Annotated in this window: 7 protein-coding genes and 1 pseudogene; 2 read left to right on the forward strand and 6 right to left on the reverse strand. The window is 64.7% G+C overall.

All coding sequences use genetic code 11. The annotated features are described in order from the left end of the window. Positions 1–24: 24 nt before the first annotated feature. Positions 25–801, reverse strand: a pseudogene (locus AAFM92_02280) (crotonase/enoyl-CoA hydratase family protein). 21 nt (positions 802–822) lie between these two features. After that, positions 823–2,490 (reverse strand): AMP-binding protein, encoded by a 1,668-nt coding sequence (locus AAFM92_02285; GenBank protein MEL7299188.1) that lies wholly within the window; start codon positions 2,488–2,490, stop codon positions 823–825. A gap of 527 nt (positions 2,491–3,017) precedes the next feature. On the opposite strand from AAFM92_02285, the gene AAFM92_02290 reads away from it, so the two are divergent. Further along, positions 3,018–4,940 carry a nucleoside-diphosphate sugar epimerase/dehydratase gene (locus AAFM92_02290; GenBank protein ID MEL7299189.1) on the forward strand — a complete coding sequence of 641 codons (1,923 nt, stop codon included), beginning with the start codon at positions 3,018–3,020 and terminating at the stop codon, positions 4,938–4,940. 10 nt (positions 4,941–4,950) lie between these two features. On the opposite strand, the gene gghA is transcribed toward AAFM92_02290, so the two are convergent. The 4 genes from gghA to AAFM92_02310 form a co-directional block, all read right to left on the reverse strand. After that, positions 4,951–7,317 (reverse strand): glucosylglycerol hydrolase, encoded by a 2,367-nt coding sequence (gene gghA, locus AAFM92_02295; protein ID MEL7299190.1) that lies wholly within the window; start codon positions 7,315–7,317, stop codon positions 4,951–4,953. A gap of 76 nt (positions 7,318–7,393) precedes the next feature. Then, positions 7,394–9,601 (reverse strand): 1,4-alpha-glucan branching protein GlgB, encoded by a 2,208-nt coding sequence (gene glgB, locus AAFM92_02300; protein MEL7299191.1) that lies wholly within the window; start codon positions 9,599–9,601, stop codon positions 7,394–7,396. Between the two features lie 66 nt (positions 9,602–9,667). Next, positions 9,668–10,462 (reverse strand): FkbM family methyltransferase, encoded by a 795-nt coding sequence (locus tag AAFM92_02305; protein MEL7299192.1) that lies wholly within the window; start codon positions 10,460–10,462, stop codon positions 9,668–9,670. Further along, on the reverse strand, positions 10,459–11,445 hold the full coding sequence (locus tag AAFM92_02310) for a lysylphosphatidylglycerol synthase transmembrane domain-containing protein (protein ID MEL7299193.1): 987 nt from the start codon (positions 11,443–11,445) through the stop codon (positions 10,459–10,461). The genes AAFM92_02305 and AAFM92_02310 overlap by 4 nt, the downstream gene beginning before the upstream one ends. 106 nt (positions 11,446–11,551) lie before the next feature. Between AAFM92_02310 and ugpC the strand changes: the two genes are divergently transcribed. Further along, entirely contained in the window at positions 11,552–12,631 is a 1,080-nt protein-coding gene (ugpC, locus tag AAFM92_02315) for a sn-glycerol-3-phosphate ABC transporter ATP-binding protein UgpC (protein MEL7299194.1), read from the forward strand. The last annotated feature ends 6 nt before the right edge of the window (positions 12,632–12,637 follow it).

Raw genomic sequence — 12,637 nt, forward strand, 5'->3', positions numbered from 1 at the left:
TTCACGACAGGCGCGGCGTGATCCTCAGCGGCCCCGCCACACCGGCGCACGCTTCTCGGCGAAGGCACGGGCGCCTTCTGTCGCGTCATCGGTTGAGAGAAGGGCACGGAGGTGCCTGTCGTTCTCTTGCCAAAGTGCATCGCTGCCGATGTTTCTGGACGCCGCGGCGAGCGCAAGACTGGCTTCGAGGGCCAGCGGGGCATTTGACGCGACCTCCCTCGCCAGGCCCCGGGCGGTGTCTTCCAACTCGCCTGCGGGCACCACGCGATTGACGAGCCCGAGCCAGGCGGCGCGATGCGCGTCGATGGTGCCTCAGGTCAGGAGCAGTTCGTTGGCGATCGCGTGCGGTAAGCGCTGTCCGAGGCGAAGAGCACCGCCCGCGCCTGCCACAAGCCCGATCTTGGCCTCGGGCAGTCCGAACACCGCCTCTTGGGCGGCGACGACGAGATCGCAGGCGAGGACAAGCTCGAACCCGCCGGCAAGCGCGGGACCATGGACGGAGGCGATTAAGGGCTTGCGGCGGGGGCGGCTCACGAAGCCGCCGAGGTGACCGGGCCCAAACAGGATGTCCTCTGCCTCCCCGCGTTCGAAGGCCGCGAGATCCATGCCGGCGGAAAAGGCGGGGCCCGCGCCGCGCAATATGCCGATGCGCAGACCGCCATCCCCTTCCAACTCGGAGATCGCGGCGCGCAGGGCCGCGCCCATCTCCGCGTCGATCGCGTTGCGTCGGGACGGTCGATTGAGCGTGATCGTGGCGATGGGGCCGTCGTGCTCGAAAAGCACTGAGGTCGAAGACGCCATGAAAAGTCTCCCCTGGGCTGTCTACTGCACGGCTTCGGCCGCCTCGGCAGCCCAGGTGCGAAGGTGTCGTCGGATGATCTTTCCCGTCGTGGTCATGGGCATGTCGTCGATGAAGCGCACCACGCGCGGGTATTCGTGGGCGGCGAGCCGCGCCTTGACGAATTCCGCGATCTCCTTGGCCAGCGCAGCCGTCGGTTCAAACCCGTCTCGGAGCACCAGGTAGGCGGCCACGACGCTTCCCCTTATGGCGTCGGGCTGGCCCACCACCCCGGCGAGGCTGACCGCTGGATGCTTGAGAAGGCAGTCTTCGATTTCTCCCGGGCCGATCCGATAGCCGGCGGAGGAGATGACGTCATCGTCGCGGCCCAGAAAGTAAAAGCGTCCTTCCGCATCCTTCGTGCCTCGGTCTCCGGTCAGGAGCCATGTGCCTTTCGGGCCGGACACGAACTTCTCCTCGGTCGCTTCGGGGTCGTTCCAATAGCGGAGGAACATGACCGGGTCCGGGCCACGCACGGCAATCGCGCCTTCGGAACCAGCCGGGAGCACGTCGCCGGTGTCGCCGTCGATGATCTCGACCTCGTGGCCGGGAACGGCGCGGCCCATGGCGCCCGGCACCGGCGGCTCGAGCGCGGCGCAGGAGGAGATGAACATGTTGCATTCGGTCTGGCCGTAGAACTCGTTGATCGTGGCGCCGAGGATCATTTCTCCCCAGTCGATGAGCTCCGTGCCAAGGGACTCGCCGCCGCTGCCAACGGATCGGAGAGCGATACCCGCGCCGGCGTCGTTGGGGGCGAGCTTCATGAGCTTGAGCGCGGTGGGTGGGAGAAAAGCATTGCGTACGGACTGACTGCGCATGAGGTCAAAGGCCGCTTCAGCGCTGAACTTCTCGAAGCGGCAGCCGACGACCGGGATGCCATGGTGCAGTGCAGGCATCAGCACATCGAGAAGCCCGCCGATCCAGGCCCAATCCGCCGGGGTCCAGAAAAGGTCGTCACTCTGCGGCAGGAAATCGTGGCTCAGCTCCACCCCGGGCAGGTGGCCCAAAAGGACTCGGTGAGCGTGAAGCGCGCCCTTCGGATTGCCGGTGGTGCCGGAGGTGTAAATGAGGAGAGCCGGGTCTTCGCTGGATGTATCGACCGGCGCGAACTCTTTCGATTGGGCGGCGCAGCGGGCGTGAAAGTCGACTGCGCCCGCAGCCGCGCCGTCGATCGAGTAGATGACCTCGAGGTCGGGCAGTTCGGACCGGATCTCCGCGAGCTTCGCCGCGCCTTCGCGGTTCGTCACGACGACCTTCGCACCGGAGTCGCGCAATCTGTGAAGGAGAGCGTCGCGTGCGAAGAGCGTGAAAAGCGGGATCGAGATGCAGCCCATCTTCGTGACGGCGATGTGGGCGAGGGCCGTTTCCACGCATTGCGGCAGTAGCACGCCGACCCGGTCGCCGACGTTGCCCGCGCCCCGTGAAACACCGTCCTGCGCGAGGGCATGGGCAAGCTGGTTGGACGCGCGGCGCAGGTCCCCGAATGCATGTTGCGTGGCGTCACCCGACGCAGATACGTCGATCAGCGCCAGGCGGTCCGGCTCCACCGCGGCCCATTTATCGCAGATGTCGACCCCGATGTTGTAGCGCTCGGGAATGGTCCATTCGAAATCGTCGGAAATCGCATCGAACGATCCCTTGTTCACCAGCATGCAGCGCCCTCCTCGGGTGAGGTCGTTATGGGGCCGAATGGGGATGGGGCCAAGCCTACGCGGGCACGCCCGGTGCGTGCGGCGATGTCAGGCGCTCGAATGCAGGCCCAAAAGCGCATCGCGCTTGATGTGATTTTGTGGCCAAGGCGGGCTGCATTGTCCCATCGAGCAATGGAATCCTGTGCGGTGGCCACTGAGCTATATGGGCTGAAGAAGGAGAGTCGGGCTGGCTTGACTCTCGTAAAAAGCGAGTAAAATTCGGCCACTTCACACGTTTCTAGCTTGCACGTCTCCAAGCACAGGCTCACTCCCTTGACGCATTCGGAAACTAAATCTCTGAAATGACCGGCAAAATTTGGCCTGTTGCGTGACCGGTCGAAATTTCGCAGGTGCAGCATGGATATTTTGGGGATAGGCTTCCCCGGTGGCGGGGGGATTAAACCGATTCCTGCGCGCACAGTGATCGAGTGTGTACTATGAAACCTAAAGATCCCGCTGCTTTGGGAAAATTGATTGCACTACGTGACATGCGCCCGAGAGACCTGCTTCTCGACTGGGTGAAGTCGCTGACGCACAAGCAAAAGCAACGCATTTTCCTCGCGATTGACTTGGCTCTCGTGCCGGTTGCGCTGGTGTTCACAGTGATCACTCAAGGCCATGTGAGCGATATCGCGGCGTGGAGCCGTGACGTCCTTGTCCCCATGCTTGCCTACCTGCTCATCGGGGCGTTGGCGCTGGCCCTCTGGATGGGCATCGGCAAGGTGAGGCTACAGGACTTCGAGCATCGCGCGGTAGGCCGCACGGCCCGATACGCGGTCGGGCTCTGCGTCCTGCTTTGGGGCATCGACGAGGTTCTGGCTCGGTCGATCTCGCTGGGAACGGTCGTGATCTTCGGCACCACATACTTCATCGCTTCGGTGGGTCTGCGTCTCCTGGCGCGTCAGGCCATCATCTCGCTCTATGAAAGCGCGGCGCCACGCTGCCGCGTGCTCATCTACGGAGCCGGAAAAACCGGCAGCCAACTTGCGCACGCGCTCCGCAGTGACGGCGGCATCGTACCGGCGGCCTTCGTGGACGATAACCCGAGCCTCCACGGCATCGACGTGGCCGGAGCGCGAGTCTTCTCGCCCGCGCATATCCAGGACATCGTCACCGAGAAGAAGATCGATCGCGTGCTCATCGCGACGCCTTCGCTCTCGCTGCCAAAGCAGATGCAGATCGCGCAACGCGTGCAAGACCTCGGGCTGGAAGTGCAGACGCTGCCCTCCTTCGCACAGCTCGTGGGGACGGAGGATATTCTCGATACTCTGACAGCCCTCCCGGCCTCCCAGTTTCTCGGCCGCGAAGAAGTGCTTGGGTCCTGGGACGAAACCAGCAACAGCTACGCTGGCAAATGCGTCCTGATCACCGGGGCAGGCGGCACGATCGGGGCCGAGTTGAGCCAGCAGGTGCTGGCCTGCCGCCCCTCGCGGATCGTTCTCTACGAACTGTCCGAATACGCCCTTTACACTCTGCACATGGATCTCAGCGGCATCGCGGCGAAGCTCGGCGTCGACCTTGTGCCCGTGCTGGGGTCGGTTTCGGATGAGACGCAGGTGGCCCGGGTTTTCGAAGACTTCGACGTGGAGATCGTCTTCCACGCAGCGGCCTACAAGCATGTGCCGCTCGTCGAGGCCAACCCGATTGCGGGCCTGGCCAACAACGTCATGGGGACTCAGATCCTCGCGCGAGCAGCACATACCGCAGGGGTGGAGCGCTTCATCCTGATCTCGTCGGACAAGGCGGTCCGCCCGTGCAACGTCATGGGCGGGTCCAAGCGGCTGTCGGAGCTGATCATTCAGGATATCGCGAGCCGGGTGCCCGCCGGATCGGGCCCCATCTACTCCATGGTGCGCTTCGGAAATGTGCTGGGGTCTTCGGGCTCCGTCATCCCGCTCTTCAAGGATCAGATCCGTCGGGGTGGCCCGGTCACCGTGACCGATCCGGAGGTCACGCGGTACTTCATGACCGTGCAGGAGGCCGTACGCCTCGTGATCACTGCAGGGGCCATGGCCGAAGGTTCAGAGGTCTTCGTCCTCGAAATGGGCAAGCCCGTAAAGATCATGGATCTTGCGAAGGACGTCATCGAGAGCTCCGGGTACACCGTGCGCGATGAGGACAGCCCGGACGGGGACATCGAGATCGAAATCATCGGTCTGCGGCCCGGCGAGAAACTCGCTGAAGAGCTGACCATTACGGACGATCACGTGCGCACCCGGCACCCGAAGATCTTCTGCGCCCACGAGAGCAAGCTCTCCGAGATCGAAATGGCCCATGCGCTGCGCAAGCTCCGCGAAGCGATCGCGGAAAACGATGCGGAAGCGGCGCGATCCATCGTGGCGCAATGCGTCGAGCCGCACGTGCCGGTGCTGCCGTTGGAAGAAGCCGCGCGGCGCGAAACCGGGGCTTAGGCCGAACCGCTCAAGGCTTTCTGACGAAGACCAGCGCCATGGCGTCTTTCATCGTGATGGGGCCGCCGGTGTATTCCGCGCCGATTGATGGCGTTCTCAGCGCCAGCTCCCAGCCGTTGCCTTCAAGGCCCGCGATCGGAAGCGTCAATGGATCGATCTCTTCCGTGGGTTTGCCTTCCATGTGGGCCAGCATGAACACCTGCTCTCCATCCGGCCCGTGGCGGAGGGAGGTAAAGAGAGTTCGGCCCTCTATGGGCTGCAGATACTCGAAGACGTCCTTGTCGCCGTAGTTCTCGCGGAGCCAGGGCCGCGCGCGGCGGAAATTGCGGACCTGCAGGCTGAAGCCTGCCTGCTCCGGGTCGAGAGACGACAGGGAATTCGACAGATTGCAGTAATCATGCATGTCGTCCATCCAGGCGCGCGCGATCTGCTTCAGGCTCGCCACCGAGAAGGGGCCTCCGGCGAGCTCTGGTTCGGAGGCATTGAGCAGGCGCGCGATCTCTTCCAGATCGTATTCCGTCACCTCCACGAGCGCCGGCAGGAACTCGAAGAAGCGCGCGAGTTCCTCCCGCGTCTCGAAGCCCATCTCCTTGAGACGGCGGAAATTACCCGAGACGAGGTAGCTGTACTCATCCACCTGCCACTTGAGGCTGATCGCCTCCTCGGAGACGACCTTCACGCCGTAGCGGTCATCTTGATTGCGGATGAACCCCCAGGATGAGCGCGCCATGGCATTGAGAAAATCCATCGGGACGCCTGGCATCGCGACATAGGTCAACACGTGCACGGCGGGATTGTCATAGGCCTTGTCGAGGATCTCCATCCGCGTCCGGCCGAGGCGGGTGTTGATGTTGAGCTTGGGCGATACCTGCGTGCCGCGTCTGAGCGTGTCGTGGTTCGAGGTGCCCGAGATCCAGTTGGCGCCCACATCGACCATTTCGCGGATCCGCCAGTATTTCGACAGCCAGAACGTATAGAGAAACGGGGTGTTGTGGGCGAAAGTCAGGGGGCCCCATTGGAAGACGTCATCGTCGCGCTGCATCTCGATGACGGACCGGTAGGTGGAGCTGAGCTCCCAATCCTCTTCCGGCCACGGCCGGCCATCCTCGAAGATGAACCAGGGCCGGTATCGTGCCCCCGCCACCTCCTGCTCGAGGTCCGCCATGGCCTGGAGGTAGTCGTCGTCGTGCCGCAGAACCTGCGCGGCCGCGTCCCACCACTTGAAGTCCTGCGCCCCGTCCACGCGGACACCGTCCGCTCCGAAATCGACCTTGCGCCGCTGCATCTCGAGCAGGATCGCGCGCACGGTGGGGTTCTGGTAGTCGAGGTTTTGCCCATACATGTTGGGCCCTGCGAAGTAGTGCCCATTGAGCGCCCTCAGGCCCTGGTTGTCCGAATGGCCGAACACTACGTCGAAGATCAGCGTCTTGGGCTTTGACGGAAAGGTGTGGAGCGTCGCCGCGAGGTCCACGAGCTCGTCTGGCCGACCGGACTCGAGAAGCACCGGGTTCACGGTGGCCATGCCGGAAATGACGACGTCATATCCCCAGTTCGTCGTGTTCGGACGCAGGAGCGAGACGGTGACCTTCGTGTCCTCCGCGTGATCCTCCTGCCAGAAGTCAGGGCCGGTCTCATAGACGGTCGTGGGCTCCACGGGCAGGAGCTGCACTGCATCGTATCCTAGGAAAAGCTGATCGGCGGGCTCGAGCGGGAGATCGCGCGCGACGCGCTCGGCGAGGCGCTCGTAGTGCCGATTGAGCGCGGCAAGCGTGCCGCCTGCCGTGGCTGTGGGAACGTGGACCTGCAGGATGTTCGTCGGCGGGCCGAACTTGTGCGTTCCTTCGCCCTTGAGCGCCGCCCAGTACTCGGCATCGCCCCGCGCGGCCTGCATGGCGGCCACGTCATAGAGCTCCGCCGGGGCCATGGCACCAAAGGGCAGAGACATGGCGAGAGGATCGAGGATGCGATGCCAGGTGTCCTCGGCATCCCGCCATGTGAGCGCGTAGAAATCACCGATCTCCTCGCGCGTGCCTGCGCGGAGCCCCTTTGCCGCCGAAAAGCAGAACGCCTCATCGCGGATGACAGGAACGAAGGTCCGCTCGAAGCTCACCTCTTGATGCGCGCGGGTCAGGTCGAGCGGTGCGCTCGGTCTCAGGACTTCAAGGAAGATGTCCCCGGACGGCACGCGCAGGTCGAGAAGTTCCGGTGTCCAGAAGCCGAAGACGGCGGTGTCGCCTTCAATGCGTGCCCCAAGCCGCCTCGCGATCGTGCGCCCTGCCTCAAAGCTCGTCTCGGAGGTGGTGAGGGCGTCGCGTGCAGCGGAGGCCTCCGCCAGGGCTGCATCTTCGACGAAGCTGATCGTGTCCTCAAAGCTCATCGGGTCTTCCTTTCGGTGTCCTGCTGTGTCGTGCCGGGCGAAATTGCGCCTTTCCTCGCGAGGCACGCGGCGAGCGTCAACCGGAATGGACCAGAAAAATCGCCGAAAGGGGCGGGAGGTAGACCTCCGCCGAGGCGGGTTGGCCGTGCATGCCATGCCCGTGCGCCGTGACCGCGCCCATGTTGCCGCGCCCGTGCCCGCCATAGATGTCGGCATCGGTGTTCAATGCCTCGCGCCAGGTACCCTCCGCAGAAAGACCGACTTTGTAGCTGGAATGCTCCTTCGCGTGGAAGTTGCAAAGGACGGCCACATCGCCCCCGCCGTCGCCCGAACGCCGGAGCCACGAATAGACGCAGTTTTGCGTGTCATCGGCGTTGATCCACTGGAAGCCGGACGGATCGGCATCCTTGGCATAGAGCGCGGGCTCACCGCGGTAGAGCGTATTGAGATCGCGCACCAACCGTTGGACACCGGCATGGGCCTGCGTCTCGAGCGCTGCCCAATCGAGCGTGCCGGCGTGATCCCATTCGCTCACCTGACCGAATTCCTGCCCCATGAAGAGAAGCTTCTTGCCGGGGTGCCCCCACATGAAGCCGAGATAGGCGCGTAGGTTGGCAAAGCGCTCCTCGCCCGCGCCCGGCATCCGGCCGAGAAGCGAGCCTTTGCCATGGACCACCTCGTCATGACTGATGGGCAGGACAAACCTCTCCGAGAAGGCGTAGGTCAATCCGAAGGTCATCTGGTGGTGGTGGGACGCTCTCTCGCGCGGGTCCACCTTGATGTATTCGAGGGTGTCGTGCATCCACCCCATATTCCATTTGAAGCCGAAGCCGAGCCCTCCCCCGCTGACGGGCGTCGTGGTGCCCGGAAAGGACGTGCTTTCCTCCGCCATTGTCATGATGCCGGGATGGCTGTGGTAGGTGCTGGCGTTCATCTCGCGGAGCATGGCGATCGCCTCGTAGTTCTCGCGCCCGCCGTCCGTGTTGGGGATCCACGCATCCGGCGCGCGGGAATAGTCCCGGTAGAGCATGGAGGCCACGGCATCCACGCGGAGCCCGTCGACATGAAACTCCTGAAGCCAGTAATGCGCGTTCTCAATCAGGAAATTCGCGACCTCGGGCCGACCGTAATCGTAGATGAAGGTGTTCCAGTCCTGGTGAAAGCCCTCGCGCGGGTCGGCGTATTCGTAGAGCGCGCTCCCGTCGAACTGGCCGAGGCCATGGTCGTCCGTCGGAAAGTGACCGGGGACCCAGTCGAGGATGACCCCGATCTCCTTCCGATGCGCGGCGTCGATGAGATCCCGGAACTCATGTGGCGGTCCGTGGCGCACGGTCGGGGCGAAGAGGCCGACGGGCTGGTAGCCCCATGACCCATCGAACGGGTGCTCGCTCATGGGCATGAGCTCGATATGGGTGAAGCCCATATCCGCGGCATAGGCGACGAGATCTTCAGCCGCCTCGCGGTACGAGATGGGGCGCCCGTCTGACGCGCGCTGCCAGGAGGCGAGGTGAACCTCGTAGATGGAGATGGGCTGCGTCGCGTCATTGCGTGTGTGGCGTCGCGACATCCACTCCTCGTCGCGCCATCCATACCCGGAGAGATCGCGGACGATGGACGCGTTCTCGGGCGGGTGCTCGGAGCCGAAACCCACGGGGTCGGCCTTCAGAGGCTGAAGCACACCGTCCTTGCCGAGGATCTCGTACTTGTAAGCCTCGCCTTCCCTGAGACCGGGAATGAAGATCTCCCAGAGGCCCGTACCCCCGCAGCGGCGCATCATGTGCCGCCGACCGTCCCAACCGTTGAACCCGCCGACTGCCGAGACGCGGCGTGCATTGGGCGCCCAGACCGCGAAATGGACGCCGCCCGCGCCTTCCCGCTGCATGGGATGAGCGCCCAATCGGCGCCAGAGGGGATCTTTACCGTCGCGCGAGGAGACGTCTGCGGCCGCCGCGCCGAGGACCGCGCCAAACCGGTAGGGGTCATCGTATTCCCAGGAATGCCCGTCCTCCGACGTGGCTTTGAGCCTGTAATCCTCAGCGCTTGGTATTTCTCCGGTAAAGACCCCGGGGGCATCTGGCACGGGCTGAAGCTTCACCTCGCCTGTCCGGGTGGTGATGGCGCTGACGGCTGCGGCGTCGGGCAGGTACACCACGAGATGGTACCCGCCATCTGGCAGACGGTGGGGACCAAGCACTGAGAAGGGGTCGTCCAGCTCTCCGGTGAGCAAGCGCTCGAGATCGTGTTGGTCTATGTCGGGGAGGCGCAGGATCGATCGTTTAGTCATCCCCGGACGGTAGCGCCTCCCGCCACCGCTGCAACCGACGAGGGCCGATGCGACGGAGCGAGGCGTTCAGCGCAGGGGCGCCTCCGGTGCGCCGCGGCGGGCGAAAAGGTCACCGGAAGGTGCCGAGCTCTCCTGCCGGGAGAGCCAGTCCCGCGCGGCCTCTGCATCTCGCCAGCCCTCCCAGAGGAACCTGCCGGTTTCCCCGCTCACCACGTTGAAGGCGTCGTTGCCCATGGCTCTGAGCCTCTCGACCAGGCCGAGAGCGAGGGCTGGATAGGCCGGAAGATATTCGACCGAGATAATATCCACGGGCGCCGAGAGGCCGCCGAGCACCTCTTCCTCATGTCCTTCGACGTCGATCTTGATGTAGCGGGGCGATCCGTATCGCGCGATGAGCGCGTCGAGGGTCGTGACGCGCACGGCCTGCCGTCTATCCCAGCGCACGTGCTCGAAGCCGGTTGCCTGCGGTGCCTCCTCTACGAAGTCGGAGGCGAGGGAGGAAACCGTCGGGTGCCGGGATGAGACGGCCATGTCGGCCTCTCCGGCTGCGCGGCCCACGGCCATGTCGAGCACGGTGACGTCTCTCGGCATGGTCCGCGCGAGAAAGGTCGAGAACGGGCGCTGCGGCTCCAGCGCCACCACCTTTGCCCCCGCAGCCCGCATGGCGCGCGCCCGCGTACCCACATGGGCCCCAACATCGAAGGCGAGGTCTCCGGGACGGAGCAATCCTCTGTAGAAGCGCGCCCAACGGCGTATGGCGGCCGGATTGTGATAGATCACAAGGGATCGGAGAAGACCCTGGGCCGAGATTAGCTGCTGCCTCACGTCAGGTGCGCAGATGCGCGTGAGGATCTGCCTCACTCGGCCGCGTCATAGTGCGCCTCGGGAGCATCATCGTACGCATCGTTGATCTCGGCGCTTCGAGAGAAGACGACGATCAATCCCGGCAGGCTCGCCACGAGAATGACCGCGCCGAAGACGACGCTTGCACTCACACCCGCCGCCGCGCTCGCGCCGATGAGGGGGAAGACCGCGGCCGCGGCCCCCTCCCGGTATCCCCAGCCCGCGACGGAGAACGGGATCAGCATGGCGGCCAGAATCAGCGGGACCGCGTAGAGCACGTCCGGGAAGCCCATGACCGCCCCGGTCGCGCGGGCGGCAAATGCAAAGGCTGCGAGGTTGGCCGCCACGATGAGGACGCTGAGAATGACCTGCGGGGCGGCGGCGGAGCGATGGAGCCAGCTCACCCGCATGGCCGAGAGAAAGCGGCGCACGATCCCTGGTAGCAAGCGCGCGCGCAAAGGCCCGCGTGCTAGCCTTAGAAGGAGCAGGGTGACGACGAGCGCGATGGAGGCGATCAGTGCGATGTTCTGGAGCGCCGGCTGTCCCGAAAGGAAGAGACCGAGGAGAAGCGCGGCGCCCAGGGCGATCTGACCTGCCAACCGTTCGATGATGACGGATTGCGCCGCGCGCTCGAGCCCCGCTGCGCCCTTTGTCCTCACAGCGCGAAGAGCGTCACCGAGCACGCCGCCCGGAACCGTGCTGTTCACGAGGCTGGAGAGGTAATATTCCGAAATCGCGGCCCCGGGCCTGATATCGGTGCCGAGCCGAGCCGCTGTCAGACGCCAGCGATAGGAGCAGAGGACCATCTGCGCCGAGCATGCCACGAGGGACGCCAGAACCCACCCGGGATGCGCGCCAGCGAGGCGGGCCAGTACGTCACCGGCGCCGACGCTCCACACGACGAAGGCGATGAGCACCACCGGCACGACGACGTGCAAAGCGCGGTAGGCGAAAGCTTTGACACCACGCGGGCTTTGGCCTTTGATGTTAGAGAAGCGCATCGATTGGAAATCGGTCTTCCTATAGGTCTTTCAAGTCATTGTGCATGTCACCAACGCGCCCGAAGCGCAGCACGAGGCTGCCGGATCGGTGCGCGAGGAAGCGCGTATGGCTGAACTCTCACTCGTTGATTTGCACAAGTCTTACGCAGACGGCAACGTCGCGCTGCACAACGTGTCCCTCGATATAGCCGACCGCGAGTTCGTCGTCATCGTCGGTCCCTCGGGCTGCGGGAAATCGACCACGCTCCGGCTCATCGCCGGGATCGAGGAAGAGACGGGCGGCGACATCCTCATCGGCGGAGAGCGGGTCAACCATCTGGCCCCGGGCGCGCGCGACGTCGCGATGGTCTTTCAGGACTACGCGCTCTACCCACACATGGACGTGGCGCGGAATATCGGCTTCGGCCTCCGGCGTCGGGGGCTGCCCAAGCACGAGGTGGCGCGGCGGGTTCGAGACGTGGCCGACATGCTCGAGATCGGGTCACTCCTCAAGCGGCGTCCTGCCAAGCTCTCGGGCGGACAACGGCAACGCGTCGCCATGGGCCGCGCGATGGTCCGCAGGCCGAAGGTCTTTCTCTTCGACGAGCCGCTCTCCAATCTCGACGCCCGGCTGAGAGTATCCATGCGTGCGGAAATGCGGCGGCTTCAATCCCAGCTGCCCACCACAACGGTCTACGTCACCCATGACCAAACCGAGGCGATGACCATGGCGGACCGCGTCGTGGTCATGAACGAGGGGCGCGTGGAGCAGACGGGCCCGCCCATGGAGATATACCGGTTCCCGGCGAATACCTTCGTGGCCCGCTTCATTGGCTCGCCCGCGATGAACCTGATCGCAGCGCGCCTGAGCGAGGACGGCGTGACCTTCGATGCCGGCGCAACGCTTGCCCTCAGGGACGGCCTGCGAGGCGGCAGGCCCGGGCAGCCCGTCCTCCTCGGGCTTCGGCCCGAAGCCGTGAGCCTTTCGACGGGTGATGACGGCTATTCGGCGCGCGTTGAAGCGGTTGAGCCCATCGGGCAGGAGATCATCGTCGAGCTTTCGCTGCCCGGGGCAGGGCGGCTCTGGAGCCGACTTCCCCCGGAGACCGAGCTTCGCGTCGGATCGCAGGCGAACGTCACCTTCGATGCCCGACAGGCCCATGTCTTTGACCAGACGACCGGCGAGGCTCTCGCCACGGCGTGCTGATCCCGC

The organism is Pseudomonadota bacterium, assembly GCA_038533575.1.
GTDB lineage: Bacteria > Pseudomonadota > Alphaproteobacteria > Rhodobacterales > Rhodobacteraceae > Shimia_B.

Excerpts from the sequence above, each read along its gene's own strand:
- AAFM92_02285 (MEL7299188.1), bottom strand. The coding sequence starts at position 2,490 with ATGCTGGTGAACAAGGGATCGTTCGATGCGATTTCCGACGATTTCGAA.
- AAFM92_02290 (MEL7299189.1), top strand. The coding sequence starts at position 3,018 with ATGCGCCCGAGAGACCTGCTTCTCGACTGGGTGAAGTCGCTGACGCAC.
- gghA (MEL7299190.1), bottom strand. The coding sequence starts at position 7,317 with ATGAGCTTTGAGGACACGATCAGCTTCGTCGAAGATGCAGCCCTGGCG.
- glgB (MEL7299191.1), bottom strand. The coding sequence starts at position 9,601 with ATGACTAAACGATCGATCCTGCGCCTCCCCGACATAGACCAACACGAT.
- AAFM92_02310 (MEL7299193.1), bottom strand. The coding sequence starts at position 11,445 with ATGCGCTTCTCTAACATCAAAGGCCAAAGCCCGCGTGGTGTCAAAGCT.
- ugpC (MEL7299194.1), top strand. The coding sequence starts at position 11,552 with ATGGCTGAACTCTCACTCGTTGATTTGCACAAGTCTTACGCAGACGGC.